General features: G+C 59.0%; 18 protein-coding genes. 11 read left to right on the top strand and 7 right to left on the bottom strand.

Annotated features, from left to right (window positions below; genetic code table 11):
* Nucleotides 1-14: 14 nt before the first annotated feature.
* Both GH975_RS00740 and GH975_RS00735 read right to left on the bottom strand, forming a co-directional pair.
* Complete coding sequence (locus GH975_RS00740) at nucleotides 15-1076, bottom strand: DNA-processing protein DprA (RefSeq protein ID WP_153712665.1); 1062 nt, start codon at nucleotides 1074-1076, stop codon at nucleotides 15-17.
* Nucleotides 1077-1119: 43 nt separating this feature from the next.
* Nucleotides 1120-2133, bottom strand: a complete 1014-nt coding sequence (locus GH975_RS00735; protein WP_153712664.1) for a LysM peptidoglycan-binding domain-containing protein — start codon at nucleotides 2131-2133, stop codon at nucleotides 1120-1122.
* Between the two features lie 90 nt (nucleotides 2134-2223).
* Here GH975_RS00735 and def point away from each other — a divergent pair, with 90 nt between their 5' ends.
* Genes def through GH975_RS00710 form a run of 5 tightly spaced genes read left to right on the top strand, consistent with a single transcriptional unit; the run spans nucleotide 2224 to nucleotide 7880 of the window.
* Nucleotides 2224-2736 (top strand): peptide deformylase, encoded by a 513-nt coding sequence (def, locus tag GH975_RS00730; protein ID WP_153712663.1) that lies wholly within the window; start codon nucleotides 2224-2226, stop codon nucleotides 2734-2736.
* Entirely contained in the window at nucleotides 2736-3653 is a 918-nt protein-coding gene (gene fmt / locus GH975_RS00725; protein WP_153712662.1) for a methionyl-tRNA formyltransferase, read from the top strand. The genes def and fmt overlap by 1 nt, the downstream gene beginning before the upstream one ends.
* Nucleotides 3650-4960, top strand: coding sequence for a 16S rRNA (cytosine(967)-C(5))-methyltransferase RsmB (gene rsmB / locus GH975_RS00720; RefSeq protein WP_153712661.1), 1311 nt, complete (start codon nucleotides 3650-3652; stop codon nucleotides 4958-4960). Before fmt ends, rsmB begins: the two co-directional genes overlap by 4 nt.
* The gene (gene trkA / locus GH975_RS00715; RefSeq protein WP_153712660.1) at nucleotides 4957-6381 is read left to right on the top strand and encodes a Trk system potassium transporter TrkA; all 1425 of its coding nucleotides are present in this window, start codon (nucleotides 4957-4959) and stop codon (nucleotides 6379-6381) included. The genes rsmB and trkA overlap by 4 nt, the downstream gene beginning before the upstream one ends.
* A 2-nt stretch (nucleotides 6382-6383) precedes the next feature.
* Nucleotides 6384-7880, top strand: coding sequence for a TrkH family potassium uptake protein (locus GH975_RS00710; RefSeq protein WP_153712659.1), 1497 nt, complete (start codon nucleotides 6384-6386; stop codon nucleotides 7878-7880).
* Here the strand turns inward: GH975_RS00710 and GH975_RS00705 are convergent.
* Nucleotides 7877-8743: a lysophospholipid acyltransferase family protein gene (locus GH975_RS00705; RefSeq protein WP_170272501.1), complete on the bottom strand. Its 867-nt coding sequence runs from the start codon at nucleotides 8741-8743 to the stop codon at nucleotides 7877-7879. The genes GH975_RS00710 and GH975_RS00705 overlap by 4 nt on opposite strands.
* An 82-nt stretch (nucleotides 8744-8825) precedes the next feature.
* On the opposite strand from GH975_RS00705, the gene glyQ reads away from it, so the two are divergent.
* Genes glyQ through gmhB form a run of 3 tightly spaced genes read left to right on the top strand, consistent with a single transcriptional unit; the run spans nucleotide 8826 to nucleotide 12355 of the window.
* A complete protein-coding gene (gene glyQ / locus GH975_RS00700) occupies nucleotides 8826-9749 on the top strand; it encodes a glycine--tRNA ligase subunit alpha (protein WP_153712657.1) in 924 nt (307 codons plus the stop codon).
* Entirely contained in the window at nucleotides 9746-11818 is a 2073-nt protein-coding gene (gene glyS / locus GH975_RS00695) for a glycine--tRNA ligase subunit beta (protein WP_153712656.1), read from the top strand. The genes glyQ and glyS overlap by 4 nt, the downstream gene beginning before the upstream one ends.
* On the top strand, nucleotides 11819-12355 hold the full coding sequence (gene gmhB / locus GH975_RS00690; RefSeq protein WP_153712655.1) for a D-glycero-beta-D-manno-heptose 1,7-bisphosphate 7-phosphatase: 537 nt from the start codon (nucleotides 11819-11821) through the stop codon (nucleotides 12353-12355).
* Between the two features lie 5 nt (nucleotides 12356-12360).
* Here the strand turns inward: gmhB and gyrB are convergent, their stop codons facing one another.
* From gyrB to dnaA, 4 genes are read right to left on the bottom strand one after another with little or no spacing between them, the layout of a single operon-like run.
* Nucleotides 12361-14775, bottom strand: coding sequence for a DNA topoisomerase (ATP-hydrolyzing) subunit B (gene gyrB, locus GH975_RS00685; protein WP_153712654.1), 2415 nt, complete (start codon nucleotides 14773-14775; stop codon nucleotides 12361-12363).
* Nucleotides 14776-14785: 10 nt separating this feature from the next.
* A complete protein-coding gene (recF, locus tag GH975_RS00680) occupies nucleotides 14786-15877 on the bottom strand; it encodes a DNA replication/repair protein RecF (protein ID WP_153712653.1) in 1092 nt (363 codons plus the stop codon).
* Nucleotides 15878-15884: 7 nt separating this feature from the next.
* Nucleotides 15885-16991: a DNA polymerase III subunit beta gene (gene dnaN, locus GH975_RS00675; protein ID WP_153712652.1), complete on the bottom strand. Its 1107-nt coding sequence runs from the start codon at nucleotides 16989-16991 to the stop codon at nucleotides 15885-15887.
* Nucleotides 16992-16997: 6 nt separating this feature from the next.
* Nucleotides 16998-18338, bottom strand: a complete 1341-nt coding sequence (gene dnaA, locus GH975_RS00670) for a chromosomal replication initiator protein DnaA (RefSeq protein WP_153712651.1) — start codon at nucleotides 18336-18338, stop codon at nucleotides 16998-17000.
* Nucleotides 18339-18717: 379 nt separating this feature from the next.
* Here dnaA and rpmH point away from each other — a divergent pair, with 379 nt between their 5' ends.
* Genes rpmH through yidD form a run of 3 tightly spaced genes read left to right on the top strand, consistent with a single transcriptional unit; the run spans nucleotide 18718 to nucleotide 19439 of the window.
* A complete protein-coding gene (gene rpmH, locus GH975_RS00665) occupies nucleotides 18718-18852 on the top strand; it encodes a 50S ribosomal protein L34 (protein WP_153712650.1) in 135 nt (44 codons plus the stop codon).
* The gene (gene rnpA / locus GH975_RS00660) at nucleotides 18853-19209 is read left to right on the top strand and encodes a ribonuclease P protein component (RefSeq protein WP_153712649.1); all 357 of its coding nucleotides are present in this window, start codon (nucleotides 18853-18855) and stop codon (nucleotides 19207-19209) included.
* Nucleotides 19206-19439, top strand: a complete 234-nt coding sequence (gene yidD, locus GH975_RS00655) for a membrane protein insertion efficiency factor YidD (RefSeq protein WP_153712648.1) — start codon at nucleotides 19206-19208, stop codon at nucleotides 19437-19439. The genes rnpA and yidD overlap by 4 nt, the downstream gene beginning before the upstream one ends.
* Nucleotides 19440-19442 lie beyond the last annotated feature (3 nt).

The raw sequence follows: 19442 nt of genomic DNA, 5'->3' as shown, positions 1-19442 counted from the left end.
GGATCATACGATTGTCAGGCGTGATATTTCCATCGGTAACGGCCGGCCGCGACCGCAATACAGCCCTCGAGTTTTAACGCGGTCAGTCCCGCCAGCACACGCGCCTGGGGCCAGCCCAGAGCGCGCGCCAGCTCCGGTACGCTGTGGGCCTTCTCGCCCAGGGCGTGCCCCAACTCACAACTGGGCTGGCGCGAGTGCAACTCGATCCGGCCCCAGTTTGAATCGGCTAACCAGACCTGTGCGCCATCGCGAATTAGCCCATTTGGCCCGGCGGCATTGAGCAACAGCGGACTACCCGGTACCGCCCAGATGTCCCGGTCCATCGCCAGCGCAATCCGCGCGGTGATCAACGAACCGCTATCGACCCCGCCCTGAACGACCAGCAGGCGCTGGCACAACGCCGCGATAATTCGATTGCGCCGGGGAAACAGGCCGGCCCTGGGCGGTGTATCCGCCGCCACTTCACTGATCAGTGCGCCACGCGCCAAGATGCGTTCGAACAAGGACCAACATTCGCGTGGATGTTGGCGCGACAGCCCGCCACCCATCACCGCCACGGTGCAATCCAACGCGCCGGCATGCGCCGCCGCGTCAATACCCCGGGCACCGCCACTGATCACACAGTGGCCATCCACGCGCGCCGCCTCGGCCGCCGCATACGCCAGATAACGGCCATCAACGCTGGCATCGCGTGACCCGACGATGGCACTCATCGGGCGCGATAGCAGCGCCGCATTACCGCGCACCCACAACTGTTTGGGCGGGTCCGGCAAGGCCCACAGCGGCGCCGGATACGCCGCATCAATGCAGCGAATAAGCCGATCATGTTGCGGATTGTCCGGGGCCACCACCGCCCCGGACAGTGCCGCCGACAGCCGCGCCCGGACAGCGCCGTCGATCCGGCCACCGACCCCGTCGACCCAGCGCGTCGGGTCCGGCTCGATTGCGTACAACTGATAAATAACGTGGGCATTGAGCCCTCGCACACGGCTGATGCGCCACCACAATTGATTGTCCATGGCGCATTGTTGGTCAATGCCAGACAGAAAAAAGGCCGGGGACAGCCAAATAGGCATCCACCGGCCATAAAGTCAGCCTCGGCTGACTTAGGAGCGAAAACTAGGGGGCGGCGACGGGATCACCGACCTTCATGGCGCGGTCAGCCTGAACCACCAAGCCGTAACTCAATTGGTCAAAGACCCGAAACACCATCATCAAACCGCTGCGTTCGTCCGGTAGCTGGATCGAATCACCGCTGACCGGATCGGCGACCAAGGCGCCCTCGCGCATGATCGACAGCACGTTGCCTGCGCTCAATCCGGCGACCGAACCGCGGTCGATAATGACGACGTCGTACTGGCCGACCTGCTGAACACCATCAATAACCGATAAAATTTGACCGTCAATGTCGAGCGGCGGCGCGGACGGCACGAAATCGCTGTCCAAACCTTGCGGCAGCGGCAACAAGCGGTCGCCGGCGCGGATTTCGCGGGTCGCTTCGGACAACCGGACCCGGGTTAAGCCCTGGTCACGATTAATCACATCGGCACGCCCGACCGCGACCGCTTCAACGCCCAACACCGCCTGGGTATCGGTATCGACAAAGGTCCGCCCCTGACGGTAAACCCCGTAGTTCGATAAACCGACAATGCTCTCGCCGCGGGCATAGACCAAATCGTTATCGGTCGACAATATTTTGCCGTCGCGCTGGGCGACTAGGTAGGGTGACGCATCCAGTTCGCCCTCTGCGACCATTTGGTTGCCGCTTAAATACGGCCCAATGACACTTAGCGGCAAGGTCGGAATCGCGCCGGCGAGGGGTTCTGGCCGCGCCTTGGGCGACAACTTAATGATCTGATTGCGATCGACTACCAAACGCGCGACACCATCGATATAGACCAACCGCACCAGATCGCCCGGGTAGATCAAATGGGGATTGGCGATGTCTGGGTTGGCCTGCCAGATTTCCGGCCACAGCCACGGCGAGCGCAAAAAGCGCGCCGAAATATCCCAAAGCGTGTCGCCTTTAACGACTCGATACGAATCCGGGTGATCCGAACGCATGACCGACTCGGCGACGGCTGATCCGGTAACGGCCAGCAAACACCCGAGGGCCCAACCTTTAAAACTCATGTGACTATCCTTCTGGCGCCTAACTCTGGCGGACTACGTGATAAGATTAGTCCAAGATTTTGAAAGTACCGTTTCCGAGGCATAGTACTGATGGCACTACTGAATATTCTCGAGTTCCCTGACAAACGATTGCGCACGGTCGCCAAGCCCGTTAGCCACGTCGACGCGGACATTCAGGCGCTGGTCGATAACATGACTGAAACCATGTACGAAGCCGAGGGCATTGGCCTGGCGGCGTCCCAGGTGGACCACCACGTGCGTGTGGTCGTGATTGACGTCAGCGACGAGCGCGACCAGCCGCTGGTGTTTATCAACCCGGAATTGACACCACTGACCGATACCCTGGAGTCCTATAAAGAAGGCTGCCTATCCGTCCCAGGTTACTTCGAAGATGTGACGCGCCCCGCACAAGTCAATGTCAAAGCGCTGGATCGCGACGGCAACGCCTTTGAAATGGACGCCGATGGGCTGTTGGCCGTGTGCATCCAGCACGAGTGCGACCACCTGGCCGGCAAACTATTTGTCGACTACCTATCCAGCCTCAAACGCGATCGCATCCGCCGCAAACTTGAAAAACAGCACCGCTTGGAGCAACGCGCCTGATGCGAGTGGCCTACGCAGGGACCCCAGCGTTTGCGGTCCCCGCACTGCGCGGTCTGCTCGATCATGGCATCGATGTGGTCGGTGTCTGGACCCAGCCGGACCGGCCGGCCGGGCGTGGGCGCAAGCTCACCCCAAGTCCGGTTAAGCAGGTCGCGCTGGAGCGCGGTGTGGCCGTGCATCAGCCACACAATTTCAAAGCCCAAGCCGACCGCGACGACCTACTGAACTGCGGTGCGGACCTATTTATCGTCGCCGCCTACGGTCTACTGTTGCCCCAGCCCATCATTGACGGTTTTGCGCACGGGTGCGTCAATTTACACGGCTCGCTGTTGCCGCGCTGGCGCGGCGCGGCGCCCATCCAGCGCGCTATTCAGGCCGGCGACCGTGAAACCGGCGTCGGTCTGATGCGCATGGAAATCGGCCTCGATACCGGCCCCGTGATCGGCGAAATGCGCACCCCGATCAGCGCTGACGACACCACCGCCAACGTCCACGACCGCTTGGCGGCGATGGGCTGGCCACTGCTTCAGCGGCACTGGGATGACCTGGCCGGCGACGCCCCCGGGATCGCGCAATCCGATCAACACGTCGCCTACGCAACCAAGATCAGCAAGGCCGAGGCGCGTCTGGACTTTGCGCTGCCGGCCGAGCAACTCATTCGCAACATCCACGCCTTTAACCCCTGGCCCGGCGCCTGGGTCGAGGGGCCGCTTGGGCGTATTAAGTTGCTCAGCGCTCAGCCGGCGACGGACACCGGCCTGGCGCCCGGTCAACTTGGCACGGACGGCGTCATCGGCTGTGCTGATGGCAGCATCCGCGTCACCACCTGGCAATTCGCCGGCGCCAAGGCCCAGCCAGTAGCGGACCTGATCAACGCCAACCGACTAACCCCCGGCCTTAACGTACAGCCCCTATGAGCAACACCCAAGCCGCGCGCTGGCTGGCGCTGAATGCACTGGATGCGGTCGTCAACGGCAGCGGGTCGCTGGACGCCAATTTGGCCAAAATGGCCGCCGATGACCTGGCACCCGCGGAGCGCTCGCTGGCCCGCATGATTGCCTCGGTGACCGCGCGCCATTGGTTTCAGTTGGACGCGGTACTGACCGGTCTGATGCCCAAGGCACTGCGTGAAAAAGACCAGATCATTCGGACCTTGGTGCTGACCGGACTGGGGCAATTGGCACACAGCCGCCAAGCCGAGTACGCCGTGGTCACCGAAACCGTCGCCCTGACCAAGCGCTTGAAGCGCCCCTGGGCGCGCGGGTTGGTCAATGGTGTGCTGCGCAACTACCTGCGCGAGCGACCTCGCTGGGACGCTCATCACCCCGACGCAGTGGCCTACTACAACCACCCGCAATGGTTAATCGACGCCGTCCGCGCAGCCTGGCCCGCGCAGCGCACCGATATTTTCGCCGCCAATAACCGCCGCGCCGCCATGGTGTTACGAGTCAATCAACGTCGCTTCAGCCGCGATGACTACCTGGACCTGCTGGCGGCCAGTCAACTGCCGGCCCAGCGCGGCATTGCCCCGGACGCGATCGTGTTGGACGAGCCGATCAACGTGCATCAACTGCCGCAGTTCGCCGACGGCGCCGTCAGCCTCCAAGACACCTCGGCGCAATGGGCCGCCGGGCTCATGGACCTGAAACCCGGCCAGCACGTTCTTGACGCCTGCGCCGCGCCCGGGGGCAAGACCTGCCATTTGCTAGAACGCCAGGATCTGGATTGCCTGGCGATTGATTTGGTCGAGTCACGCTTGGGCCGTGTCCATGAAAACCTAGCGCGCCTGGGACTGAATGCCCAGGTCGAGTGCCACGATGCAGCCGAACCGATTGATGGCCAGTTTGACCGTATTTTGGTCGACGCGCCGTGCTCGGGCACCGGCGTGATTCGCCGCCACCCGGACATTCGACTGGCCCGCGACCCCCAACAAGTCGCCGACAACAGCGCCCTGTCGCTGCGTATTTTGAACAACCTGTGGACCAACCTGAAACCCGGCGGTCGCCTGGTTTACGCAACCTGCAGCATTCTGCCGGATGAGAATGACACGCTGGTCGCCCGCTTCGTCAAAAACACCGTCGACGCACAGGTCGGCGACTGCGCCATCCCCGGTGGCATCCCACAGTCCTGCGGCAGCCAAATCCTGCCCGGCGATGATGATGTCGATGGCTTCTACTACGCGGTTTTGTTGAAATCGCCTGAACATTTAGAGCAGACCGAATGAAAATCGTCATTTTGGGAGCCGGCCAAGTCGGCGCCACCCTCGCCGATCGCCTGGCCTTTGAGCAGCACGACATCACGCTGGTCGACAAAAGCCGACTGCGCTTCAAGTCGCTGCCGGATTTGGACGTGCGCACGGTGGTTGGACACGCCTCCAGCCCCTCGACGCTCGAAGCCGCCGGCGTTGATGATGCCGAGCTGGTGATTGCCGTGACCAATTCCGACGAGGTCAACTTGATCGCGTGCCAATTAGCCCGCGCCATGTTTCGCACTCCCAGCCTGATCGCCCGGGTGCGCAATTCGGAATACTTAGCGGCCGACATTGAGGCCCGTGTATTCCAGCCAGACGAGGCCTGGAGCGACACCTCCCACGCCAAGCTTGGCCGATTGTGGGTCCAAGAGCGCATCAGCCCCGAGGCTGAGGTGACGGACTATATCGTTAAGCTGCTGGGCCAGCCGGGCACGCTGCAGGTCAGTGACTTTGCCGGCGGTCGCGCCCAAATGGTTTGCGTCAAAGCGGTCTCGGGCGGCCCGTTGGTGGGCCACCGCCTAGTTGACCTGACCGATCACCTGCCGGACATTGATACCCGCGTGGCCGCCATCTACCGGCGCGACCGACCTATTATTCCGGAAGGCAACACCATCATCGAGCACGACGATGAGGTATTCTTCATCGCCCACCGCAAAGACATCAGCGCGGTCACGGCTGAGTTGATGGAAACCGACAAGCCCTACCGGCGTATCGTCATTGCCGGCGGCGGCAACATCGGATCGCGCCTGGCCTCGCGCTTGGAAGGTAAGTACCGCGTTCAATTGATCGAGCGCGACGCCAATAAAAACCGTGAATTGAGCGAGCGGCTGAACAAAACCGTGGTCAACACCGGTGACGCGTCCAGCCCTAAACTACTGGAAGAGTGCGGCATTCAAGACACCGACGTGTTCGTCGCGGTGACCAACTCCGACGAAGCCAATATCATGGCCTCGATGCTGGCCAAAAAAATGGGCGCGCGCAAAGTCATGACGCTGATTAATAATGCCGCTTACGTTGACCTGGTTCAGGGCGGTCTGATCGACATTGCGGTGTCACCCGAACAAGCCACCATCGGCAGTATTTTGCGCCACGTCCGGCGCGGCGAAATCCTACAGGCCTTTAGCCTCCGTCGCGGCGCAGCCGAAGCACTGGAGCTGGTCGCGGTCGGTGACGCCAAAAGCTCCAAAGTCATCGGCAAAACCATCGACAACATCAACCTGCCCGACGGCGCCACCATTGGCGCGATCGTGCGCGGCGAGCAAGTATTGATGGGACACAACTACATCGTGATTGAGCCGAATGATCACGTGATCGTGTTTTTGGCTGAAAAAAGCCAGCGTAAATTGAATGACATCGAGCGCATGTTTCAGCCCTCAACGGACTTCTTACTGTAACCATGCGCTATCTGATTATCGGCAAAATCCTGGGTCTATTGATCGCCGCGTTCTCGCTTATTTCGACAGTGCCACCCATGATCGTGGCGGTCATTTACGGCGAGGACACGCTGTTCGATTTTATCGTATCGACCGCCATCATGTTCTGTATCGGCAGCGCACTGTGGTTCGCCTGCCGCGATGCACGTGCCGAATTGCGCAACCGCGACGGTTTCCTGATCACAGTGCTGTTTTGGACCGTGCTGGGACTGACCGGCTCAATACCGCTGTGGCTGGATGCCACGGTCGATCTGAGCTTCACCGACGCGGTCTTTGAGTCACTCTCGGGCCTGACCACGACTGGCGCCACCGTAATCTCGGGGCTTGACGACCTGCCGCGTTCGCTGCTGTTCTACCGCCAGCTGCTGCAGTGGATGGGCGGCATCGGCATCATCGTATTGGCCATGGCGGTGTTGCCATTTTTGGGCGTCGGCGGCATGCAAATGTATCGCGCCGAAACCCCCGGACCGATGAAAGACGCGAAACTGGCACCGCGCATCGTCACCACCGCCGTGGTCTTGGCGTCTTTGTATTCCGGGCTGACTGTGGCCTGCGCTATCGCCTATTACTGGGCCGGCATGAATGCCTTTGACGCCGTTTCCCACGCTTTTTCAACCATCGCCATCGGCGGCTTTTCGACCAAGGACGCCAGCCTGGGCTATTACGACAGCGCCGCCATCGAAATCGTCGCGATCGTGTTTATGATCCTCGCGGGGATCAACTTTGCGCTCCACTTCACCTCCTACAAGAACCTGAAAAATGCTCTGGCGCCGGCTCGCAGTCGGCGACGCATGGTGCCCAGCTTGATGCACTACCTGCGCGACAGTGAGTCCCGTGGTTACCTTATTTTTCTTGGGTTGCTGTCTGTAGTGGTGGTCGGCATGTTGATGGGCTCGGGCACGTATGAACCGGCCGAGGCGATCCGCAAGGGGGTCTTTGAAACCGTCTCTATCGCAACCACGACTGGATTTGCGACCGCCGACTACTCGAGCTGGCCGACATTCTTACCCTTCCTGTTGTTAATGAGTGCGTTTGCGGGCGCCTGTGCAGGCTCGACCGGCGGCGGCATTAAGCAAATCCGAATGATTTTGCTGTTCAAGCAGGGCGCCCGCGAAATCCGCCAGCTGATTCACCCCAACGCCGTCATTGCGGTCAAGCTGGGCGGCAAGTCAGTACCGGAAAGCGTCGTCAGCAGTATTTGGGGCTTTCTTGCCGCCTATATCTTTTTGTTTGCACTGTTGATGCTGCTGATGATGGCCGCCGGCACCGACCCTATTACGGCCTACTCGGCGGTCGGCGCGTGTATCAATAACCTCGGCCCGGGCTTGGGCGAGGTCGCCTTGACCTACGGCAGCCTGGGTGGCTTTGAAAAGTGGATACTGTGCCTGGCCATGCTGCTGGGCCGGCTCGAACTGTTCACCCTTTTAGTGGTACTGACACCTGAATTCTGGCGCGCCTAAGGGTAAAGCTGACGGCCGTCAGGCTGGGTCGAAAAACGTTTGTATTCCCACTGGTACTGCGCAGGGTATTCGCGGACCAACGCTTCGATGGCGTCGTTCATGTGCTGCAGGCCACCGTCTTCGGAAAACGCCGGATCAACAGCTCGCAGCACCACCTGATACCGCCGGCGCTCTTTTTTGACCGCGCTAGCCAAAATAACCCGCGCCTGAGAGCGCTTCTGTGCGATTTTTTGGGCCAGGGTCATAGTAAAGGCTTGCTGGCCGAAAAACGTCGCCCAGGCGCCGCCTGCGGCGTCCGGCTCTTGGTCCGGCAACACCGCGACCATCTCGCCACGCTTGAGCGCCTTTAGCAACCCGGCGACCCCCTGCATGTTGGTTGGGTGCACCTGGTACCCCTGGGACTGGCGGCCGGCCAACACCAGCGCATCGATGCCTTCCAGCTTAGCCGGCCGATACATAGCATTCAGCGGGCCGTGCTCGGATACCCACTGACCCAGTAACTCCCAGTTACCCAGGTGCGGAACCAGCAGGATCACACCCTCGCCAGCCGCCAACGCATCGGTAAAAAGATGATAATTTTCAGGGTCTTGTATTTTATCCGGATTATTTTCACGACGCACCCAAACCCGCGCCATGCGCGCAGCTTTCTCGCCCATGTCTTTCAGGCTGGCACGCACCAGCCAGCGCTGCGCCGCGTGATCCAGTTCAGGAAACGCCAGCGCGACATTGGCCCGCGTAGTGCGCGCAGCGCGGCTATTACCCGCGTCCAGGCGGCGGCCCAGGGTACGCCCGGTCCGATCGGCCCAGTCGGCCGGTAAGTACGCCAAAAGTTTTAGCAGCCACACCGCAAAAAATGATTTCAAAAAGATCCTCTCTCGTAGGGATAAAAGACAAGCCTTAGGACAGCCGATATACTACCGCCGCCTTCATCAAAGCTGAAATGACATGAAACCCAACGCTCTGACTTTTCAAGAAATGATCCAGTCGCTGCAGACCTTTTGGTCCAAGCAAGGCTGCGTCATCATGCAACCGCTGGATATGGAAGTGGGAGCCGGAACATTCCACCCTGCCACCTTCCTGCGCTCGATTGGACCGGAACGTTGGAACAGCGCCTACGTGCAGCCGTCGCGCCGCCCAACCGATGGCCGCTACGGCGACAACCCCAACCGCGGTCAACACTACTACCAATTCCAGGTCGTCATGAAACCCTCGCCCGACAACATCGTCGAGTTGTACATGGAGAGCCTGCGTAACCTGGGCATTGACCCGGAAGTTCATGACATCCGACTGGTCGAGGACAACTGGGAAAGCCCGACGCTGGGGGCCTGGGGCCTGGGCTGGGAGGTCTGGCTGAACGGCATGGAAGTCTCGCAATTCACCTACTTCCAACAGGCCGGCGGGATCGAGTGCTACCCGGTCACCGGGGAGATCACCTACGGGCTGGAGCGCATCGCGATGTACTTGCAAGGCGTCGATAGCATGTACGACCTGCTGTGGACCGAGGGTGTCACCTATGGCGACGTGTTCCTGCAAAACGAACGCGAAATGAGCGCCTATAACTTTGAACACGCGGACGTTGAACGCTTGTTTCTAAATTTCGACGGCTACGAGACAGACTGCACTAAGTTGGTCGAAGCGAACCTGCCGCTGCCGGCGTACGAAATGGTCCTCAAGGCCTCGCATACCTTTAACCTGCTAGATGCGCGTCATGCGATCAGCGTGACCGAGCGCCAGCGTTACATTTTACGGGTTCGCAGCCTGGCCCGCGCGGTCGCCCTCTGTTACTACGACTCTCGCAAGGCTGCCGGCTTCCCGCTGGCGGATCCGGCGATCCGAGACGAGTTGCTGGCCAAGGAGGCCCGCTCATGAGCACCCAAGACTTCCTATTTGAACTGGGTTGCGAAGAGCTCCCGACCAGCGCCCTTAAAAAAGCCGGCACGGATTTAGTCACGGCCATTCGCAGCCGCCTGGACAAATCTGGGCTCAATTTCAGCCGCATCGAAGGCATTGCCGCGCCGCGTCGCTTGGGAGTTTTAGTCCGCGACCTTGAGCTGCAACAGCCCGATCAGCGCATTGTATTGCGCGGCCCGTCCAAAGCCGTCGGCTTTGATGAACAGGGCCAACCCAGTCGCGCCCTGCTGGGCTTCTGCAATAAAAACGGAATTCAGCCCGGCGACCTTAGCGAGATCGAGACGCCCAAGGGTGTTTGGCTCGAGTATCAGGGCACCCAGCCCGGCGCGGCGGCAGCGGCGGTAATGCCTGCCCTGTGCTGCGAAGCTATCGACGCCTTGCCGCTGCCCAAGCGCATGCGCTGGGGTAGTACCCGCCAAGAATTCACGCGCCCGGTACTGTGGTTGGTCATGATGCTGGGCGAGGATGTCCTGCCGGCGACACTGTTTGATCGCCAAAGTGGCAACCAAAGTCGTGGTCACCGCGTTCACAGCCCAGGGACCATCACCATCGAGACCGCCGGGGCTTACTTCGACACCTTGCGTGCCCAGCGCGTTATCGCAGCCTTTGACGAGCGCCGTGACCGGGTTAAGGCGTTGGCCGAATCCCAGTCCCTGGCTGGGCAGTTTACCGTGGTCACGGACGACAGTTTGGTCGACGAGGTCTGCGCATTGGTGGAATGGCCGGTGCCGCTGATGGGCCAGTTTGATCCATCGTTTTTGGACGTCCCCAGCGAAGCGCTAATCAGCTCAATGAAAGAGCACCAGAAGTATTTCCACGTGGTGGACCCTGAAGGCGCATTAACACACCGCTTTGTGACCATGGCTAACCTTGAAAGCAAGGACCCGGCACTGGTCATTCAAGGCAACGAAACCGTATTACGGGCTCGTCTGAGTGACGCCAAGTTTTTTTGGGACACTGACCTTAAAACGCCCTTGGCCAGCCGCGCCGCGCAAATGGATAAGATCGTGTTCCACGAAGCGCTCGGTACCCTCGGTGACAAGTGCCGCCGCGCAGGCTCCATTGCCGCCGGTATCGCCCCGATGTTTCACGTGAAACCTGAGCAAGCCAAGCAGGCTTCATTGCTGGCTAAGTGCGACCTGCTCAGCGAGATGGTGCTTGAGTTTGCTGACTTGCAAGGGCTAATGGGCACCTACTATGCCCGCCGCGAGGGAATCGCTAGCGATATCGCCGAGGCCCTGCACGAGGTCTACAAACCCGCCGGGGCGAACGACGACACCCCAGCAACCGCCACCGGCCAGGTCATAGCACTCGCTGACAAACTGGACACACTGGTCGGTTTGTTCGCGGTCGGCCAGCCACCCACGGGCAGCAAAGATCCCTTCGCACTGCGCCGCGCCGCACTCGGCATCCTGCGGATCGTAGCGGATCACGGCCAAGCCGTGGACCTAGGCCAATGGATTGACCGCGCCTACCAAGCCCAGGGCAGCTTGGCCACTAACTCCGAAGCACCCGCCCAGGTGCGCCAGTTCTTTCGCGATCGCTTGAAAGTCATGCTAACGGGTGCCGGCTATAAAGCCGAGGTATTCGAGGCGGTCATGGCCGCGCATCCGTCACTGGACCCCGTCACCATCAGCGCCCGCGTCCGCGTGCTGTCCGCTAGCTTGGGCAGTGACGACCTGGTTCAGGTCGCGGCGGGCAGCAAACGCATCGCTAACCTGTTGGACAAAGCGGCCGCCGACCAGGGTACGCCGATCGACCCAGCACTGTTCGCCGAACCCGCCGAGATTGACCTGAACAGGGCCACGGAACAGGCTGGCACGGCGGTTAAGGGCGCACTCAATGATGGCGATTTCGGCGCCGCACTCAGCGCGCTGGCCGCGTTGCGCGGACCGATCGACGCGTACTTTGATTGCGTGATGGTTAACGCCGACGACAATGCAGTCAAAGCCAATCGACTGGCCGCGCTCGGTCAATTGCAAGGGCTATTCGCCCAGGTCGCCGATCTGTCACAGGTCTCGGCCTAGGTGCTGCCGCGTGTCGTGATCTTGGACCGAGACGGCGTGATCAATCGTGATCGCGACGACTACGTCAAGTCAGCGGCACAGTGGGAGCCTGAGAAGGGCGCGATTGAGGCCATTGCGAAGTTGCGTGCGCTCGGTTGCTGGGTCGGAATCGCAACCAATCAAAGCGGCTTAGCCCGCGGCCTGTTTAGCAGCGCCGATTTGGATGCGATGCATCAAAAACTGCGCGGCCTGGTTCGCGCGCACGGCCATGAAATCAATGCCATTGCGCACTGCTTTCACCTACCGGACGCGGGTTGTCTGTGCCGCAAGCCTGAAACTGGACTGCTCCATCAACTTCAGACCGCCTATGGCAAGAGTTTTGTTTCACGTGAAACATGCATGGTCGGCGACAGCCATAAAGACTTGCTGGCCGCCGCGGCCTTTGGCATACCTGCCGTGCTGGTTCGAACTGGCAAAGGGCGCTTGACCGAAAAGCATCAGGCAATAAAAAACCCAGTGTTCGATTCACTCAAACACTGGGTTGATTCACTCGCCTAACGTCATCAGACGTCCAGGTTCGCCACGTTCAAGGCATTACGCTCGATAAACTCTCGCCGCGGCTCTACCTCGTCGCCCATCAAGGTCGCGAACATTTCATCCGCCTTGATCGCGTCCTCGATAGTGACCTGCAAAAGCCGGCGATTACCCGCATCCATCGTAGTTTCCCACAACTGATCTGGGTTCATTTCACCCAGACCTTTGTAACGCTGGATCATCGGACCGCGGCGCGCTTCAGCCATCAGGAAGTCAAACACATCACCGACCGTACGCACGCGTCGCTCTTTATCTGACCGGCGGATCTCGGCACCGGCATCCAGCGATGCAGCCAACACTTGCCCCAGTTCGATCATTCGCGAGTAGTCAGTGTTTTCAGTCAACTCCAATCCCAGTGGATGCTCACTATTGGTACCGCGCCAGGTCAGCGACACCACCGGGCGATACACCGAGTGTTCCAGGTCTTGCTGGACGGTGACGTCAACAATAAACCCACTGGACGGATCGTCCGGCAACCAGGTCTGCATCTGTTGGCACCAGGTCTGTAGGTAGGCTTCGTCCGACAGGTGCTCACGCGTGATCGGCGGCAAATAAGGCAAGGCACGTGCAATCACATCCGGGAAACGTCGAGCCAAACGTTCGACACGGCGGTTAACTTCTAAGTAGTCGCGGATCAAGCGCTCGAGGCCCTCGCCCATGACGGGCGGTGCACCGGGCCCAGGAATCAACTGAGCGCCTTCTAACGCGACCTGGACCAACCAATCTTGCAAGGCCGGCTCGTCCTTTAGGTACTGCTCGTTCTTACCCTTTTTGACCTTGTACAGCGGCGGCTGGGCAATATAGATGTGGCCAGCCGCGACCACCTCGGCCATTTGACGATAAAAGAAGGTCAACAGCAGGGTGCGGATGTGCGATCCGTCAACGTCCGCATCCGTCATAATAATGATCTTGTGGTAGCGCAGCTTGTCGATGTTGAAATCGTCGCGCCCAATACCCGTACCCAACGCGGTAATCAGCGTGCCGACCTCTTGCGAGCTCAGCATCTTGTCAAAACGGGCTTTCTCGACGTTCAGGATCTTACCGCGCAGGGGTAAAATCGCTTGTGCTCGGCGATCACGGCCCTGCTTGGCACTACCGCCCGCCGAGTCCCCTTCCACCAAAAATAGCTCGCTAAGTGCCGGGTCTTTTTCCTGGCAATCGGCCAACTTGCCGGGCAACCCCGCGATATCCAGCGCGCCTTTGCGCCGTGTCATTTCTCGGGCTTTACGCGCGGCATCACGGGCTCGGGCCGCATCAATCATCTTCCCAGCAATAATTTTGCCGGCACCTGGGTTCTCTTCCAGGTAGGTTTGAAAGGCGTCGCGCATATCTTGTTCGACCGCGGTCTGAACTTCTTGCGAGACCAGCTTGTCTTTGGTTTGGCTGGAAAACTTCGGATCCGGCACTTTGACCGACACAATCGCGGTCAAGCCCTCGCGCGCGTCATCGCCAGAAGTGCCAATCTTGGTCTTTTTATTGAGCTGTTCGCTTTCGATATACTTGTTCAAGACTGCCGTCAGCGCGCGCCGGAAGCCGGACAAGTGTGTCCCGCCGTCTCGCTGAGGAATGTTGTTAGTAAAGCAGTAGACGTTTTCTTGGTAACCGTCATTCCACTGCAGCGACACCTCGACGCCCATACCGTCGTCGCGCTGGCTAGAAAAGTGGAACACTTCGCAGATAGCCGTTTTAGACTTATTTAGGTACTCGACGAACGAGCGCAGGCCACCCTCGTATTCGAAGGCCTCGCTCTTGCCGGTACGCTCATCGGTCAAGCGGATACAGATACCGCTATTCAGAAAGCTCAGTTCCCGCAGTCGCTTCGCCAAGACGTCGTAGTGGAACTCGACCAGGCCAAATGTTGATTCGGCGGCGTGAAAACGCACGGCCGTGCCGGAGCCCTCAGTCACACCGATTTTTTCGATCGGTGCGACCGGCGCGCCGTGTTCGTAGGTTTGTTCCCACACACCGCCGTCACGCTTGATCGTTAACACCAGTTTTTTCGAAAGGGCGTTGACCACCGATACACCGACCCCGTGCAAACCGCCCGACACCTTGTAGCTGTTATCGTCGAATTTACCGCCCGCGTGCAGCACGGTCATAATAACCTCGGCGCTGGAGCGACCTTCCTCGGCATGCATGTCGACGGGAATTCCACGGCCGTCGTCCTGAACCGAAATGGACTCGTCACTGTGAATGGTCACCTCGATGGTCGAGCAGTGCCCGGCTAAGGCCTCGTCCACCGAGTTGTCGACAACTTCGAATACCATGTGGTGCAAACCGGTGCCGTCATCGGTGTTGCCGATGTACATGCCCGGTCGCTTCTGAACGGCTTCGAGGCCCTTCAACACCTTAATCGAGTCACTACCGTATTCTTGATCACTCATGCCTTTTTCCTTATTCGCCCTGTGCAATGGCGCCCTGTTTCACGTGAAACATACGCACATCACTGGCGTCTTTAATCAGCGGGCCCACCCGCTGCGGTTCAACGGCGGTCAGCAACACCTGAGCGCCTGTCTGGGTCATAAGAGCAAACAACGACCGTTGTCGATCGTCGTCCAACTCTGCAGCCAAATCATCCACCAACAGCACGACACGCCGCCCTTGGTGCTCCTTCAATAATTCCTGTTGCGCCAATACCAGCGCCGCCACCACGACCTTTTGCTGTCCACGTGACAGCGCATCGGTCAAACCAACCCCGCGACAACTCATGCTCAAGTCACCCCGATGTGGGCCGGACTGGGTACTGCCCAACACTCGATCACGGCTCAATCCGCGACCCAGAGCATCGGCCAACGACCCTTTGTGCTCACTAAATCCGGCGCGGTAACTCAGCTCAATCGGTGGCACCCCATCGACCTGGCTCAGCACTCGACTAAAGCTGACGCACAGCTGGTCAAAGTACTGCAACCGGTGACGATGGATCTGGAGACCCGACTCGTCTAAAACCGGGTCCCATAACGAAATCTCGGCATCCGATAGTCTAGCATTTTTTAGCGCTTTGTTACGCTGTTCAAGCGCCTTTCGGTATCGGGTGTATACCAAGCTGGGCTGGCCAAGCACATGGAAAACACCCCAGTCCAGCAACGAGCGTCGCCGGCCCGGCGTACCCGCCACCCAGCCCAATCCCTCCGCACCAACCACCAAAAATGGCAGCGCTCGGGCCATTGCCGACAGGGCGTCTTGGCCTTCGCCATTAATGCGTGCATCGACGCCACCGCCGCGCTCGCGGCGGACCCCCAACTGCAGCTGTTCGTCGCCCACGCACAAACGCCCCGCGACAATCACGTCGTCGCAGGCGTCTTGAATTAAATGATGACTGCGCGGACCCAGAAAACTGCGCCCGGTGGCCAGAAAGCTAACCGCTTCGAGCACGGAGGTTTTGCCGGCACCGTTGGGCCCAACAAATACGTTCAACGCCGCCGACAGCTCTAGGTCGACCGCATCCAGCGCCCGCAGGCGCTCAATGTGGAGGCTGGAAAGAAACAACCGCGGATCAGAGCCGCATCGGCATGACCACGTATTGGGACAATGCGTCGCCCTTACCCATCAACAGCGCACTGCCATTGGGGTCGCCCAGATGAAATTCGACCTGCTCGGCCTCGATCACATTGAGGACGTCCTGGAGGTAGCCGACATTAAAGCCAATTTCATAGCTTTCCGGTCCGTCGAACTCAGCTTCAATGGTTTCTTCCGCTTCTTCTTGCTCGGTATTATTGGTCGCAACAGTCAAAGCGGACCCTTCGAGCCCAAGCCGAACGCCACGGAACTGCTCGTTCGACAAGATCGCCGCTCGACCCAGCACCTCTTTGAATAAACGACGATCAACCACTAGGGCGTTCTGACGACCCTTGGGCATTACGCGCTCGTAGTCCGGGAAGCGCCCTTCAATCAGCACACTGGTAAAGGTTAGCCCGCTAATTTCCACTTGCAGGTGCGACGCACTGAAGCGCAAAGACACGGGCTTATCGCCGCCATTGCCCAACAGTTTAGCCAGCTCCAGCACCGCTTTACGCGGCAAAATCAACGACGCCTGGGCGTTCTCGTCTTCGATCGCCACGTCACTCAAGGCCAATCGGTGGCCATCGGTGGCTACACAACGCAGCAGGCTATTACCCACCGCCAAGTGCATCCCGTTCAGGTAATAGCGCACGTCTTGCTGTGCCATCGCGAATTGAACCTTGGCGACCGCTTGCGATAGGGGCACCGCCGGCACCGCCACCGCAGTGGTGTCACCCTGCATTTCGACACGCGGAAAATCCGCGGCCGGCAAGGTCGCCAACTTGAAACGACTGCGGCCACTGCGCATCAGTATGTGCGCACCGTCCATGCGGCACTCAATTAAAGCGTCCGCCGGCAAAGCCTTCAGAATATCGACCAACTTGCGCCCCGGCAGCGTGATCTCTCCCCCCTCCCGAACCTGATCCACTTGCAGCTCAATGCTGATCTCGGTGTCCAGGTCAGTACCGGTTAGGACGCTGCCCTCGGCATCGACGACCAACAGCACATTGGCCAAGATCGGCAAGGTGTGTTTGCGTTCAACGACCGCGGCGGCGGTGGTTGCTTTCTCAAGGAAATGTTCGCGCGAAATTGTAAAGTCCATCGAATCCTATCCGGCTAGCGATTTATACAGGTTGTCGTAGTCTGCTTTGATCACGGCATCCGTGACCAGCAGTTCTTTAATTTTACGGCAGGCATGCAGCACTGTCGTGTGGTCGCGACCGCCAAAAGCCTCACCGATTTCCGGCAAGCTATGACTGGTCAATTCTTTCGCCAACGACATGGCGACCTGGCGTGGCCGCGCAATCGAGCGGTTGCGGCGCTTGGATAACAAGTCGCTCAGCTTCATCTTGTAGTAGTCAGCGACCACTTTTTGAATGTTGTCCAGACTGACCTGGCGGTCGTGCACCGCGATCATGTCTTTCAGCGTTTCACTGATAAAAGGCACCGTGATCGGCTGGTTCAAAAACTTCGAGTTGGCGATCACACGCTTCAGCGAGCCCTCCAAGTCACGCACGTTTCCACGCACCTTTTGGGCAATGAAGAATGCGCATTCTCTCTGCAAGTCGATCCCCGAGCTGATCGCCTTGTTGATCAAAATGGCGACACGCGTTTCCAACTCGGGCGGCTCAAGGCGCACGGTCAAACCCCATCCAAACCGACTCTTTAATCGGTCTTCCATCTTATCGATTTCTTTAGGGTAACGGTCCGACGTCAGGATAATTTGCTGGTTACCTTCCAGCAGGGTGTTAAAGGTATGAAAGAACTCTTCCTGGCTTTTGTCTTTGCCTGCAAAGAACTGGATGTCATCGATCAACAGAGCATCTACATTGCGGTACACCCGCTTAAAGTCATTGATCGCATTTAACTGCAGCGCCTTAACCATGTCCGCGACGAAGCGTTCCGAATGCACGTAGATCACCTTGGCATCCGGGTTCTTGGCCATAATTTCGTTGCCGACTGCGTGCATCAGGTGCGTCTTACCCAAGCCAGTATCGCCGTACAAAAATAACGGGTTGTATTCACCACCAGGGTTTTCGGCAACACGCTGGGCGGCCGCTCGTGCCAACTGGTTTGATTTGCCCTCAACAAAGTTGTCAAAGGTGAAGGTCCGGTTTAACCGCGGCGTATGTTTAATTGAGCCCTCGACCACGGCCTGACGGGGCGCCGGCGCTAGCGGCTTGACCACCACCGGCGTCGCCGGGTCCAACGTTTTGGCCTTGGGCGCACTGCCAACGTCAATTTGAACACGAGTCTGAGGATTGGCGTGGCCAATCAACTCCTCGATTCGAGTCAGGTAACGATCGCGCACCCAGTCCTTTACGAAACGGTTGGGCGCCAAGATTTTCAGAAGGCCAGCGTCTGTCTGCGTCTGTAGCGGGCGGATCCAAGTATTGAACTGATCCGCGGGCATTTCTTGTTCTAGCGACGATAGACAGTCATTCCACATGGCAGCTTCCTGTTAACGATGTAAAGAGTAGTGGCAACGTAGGGGCGGCAATTCGCAAGCCGAACCCCAATGCAGGAGGCAGAGTCTGCCAAAGTTATGCACAGCGCGAAAGCCCTTTTGATGCCCGCGCGACATTAATCGCTAACTCATTGATTTTAATTAAAATAGAGCTAAGGTCATGTAAAAGTCTGTGGATAACTTAGGGGTAATTCAGGCACCTCCCGTAAACACAGGCCGGCGGTACGCCCGTCAATCTGTGGATAACTTATAAAATATATCTTTTCCCTGCTAATTTCCCGAACCCCTTGCGCTGCCTAGCGTCAAGCCGTAAGATCCGCGTCCACTTTTGCGCGACTTGCGCAGCATTGAGGATTTAACAGTGAAACGTACATTCCAACCCAGCGTTATCAAGCGCAAGCGCACGCATGGCTTCCGTGCTCGCATGGCGACTAAGAATGGCCGTCTGGTACTTAAGCGCCGTCGCGCTAAAGGCCGTAAGGTTTTAAGCGCTTAATTGAGCCGTCGCCGCCTCGCACCTTTGTGCGGCAACAATCAATTCGAACAGGTCTTCTCGTCTGCTGACTCAAAACAGCATTCGGGTGACCTGTTTTTGTTGTTGAAGCGCAACAGCGAAAGCTCGCACCGCATTGGGCTAATTACGCCTAAACGCCAGCTCAAGCGGGCGGTCGATCGCAACCGTTTTCGGCGCGTGGCACGGGCCTGCGTGGCACAGCTGCCCCAGGATACCTGTTACGACGTTGTTGCCCTGGTTAAGCGGATGCCGCCGGACCTGCACAGCAGCGATCTAAGCGAACGCTTAAATCAGCTGCTCGAACGCCTCGTTCGCAAGGCCAACCGCGCCGCGTCGTGAAACGGGTTGTGCTGGGCGCGATTCGCGGCTATCAGCTCGTCATTTCGCCGCTGATTGGGCCTCGCTGCCGCTATCTGCCCACCTGCAGTCAATACGCCCTTGAAGCCGTTCAAATACACGGCATACTGCACGGCGTTAGATTATCGCTGCGGCGCATACTGCGATGCCACCCCGGTTGCCCGGGCGGCTACGATCCCGTTCCCAGCAAAGACGCATCACCAAAAGAGTAGAAA

It is taken from the genome of Litorivicinus lipolyticus (assembly GCF_009650135.1).
In the GTDB taxonomy this organism is placed as follows: domain Bacteria; phylum Pseudomonadota; class Gammaproteobacteria; order Pseudomonadales; family Litorivicinaceae; genus Litorivicinus; species Litorivicinus lipolyticus.
The sequence above is the reverse complement of the archived record's forward strand: the minus strand, read 5'-3'. Positions and strand labels throughout refer to the sequence as shown.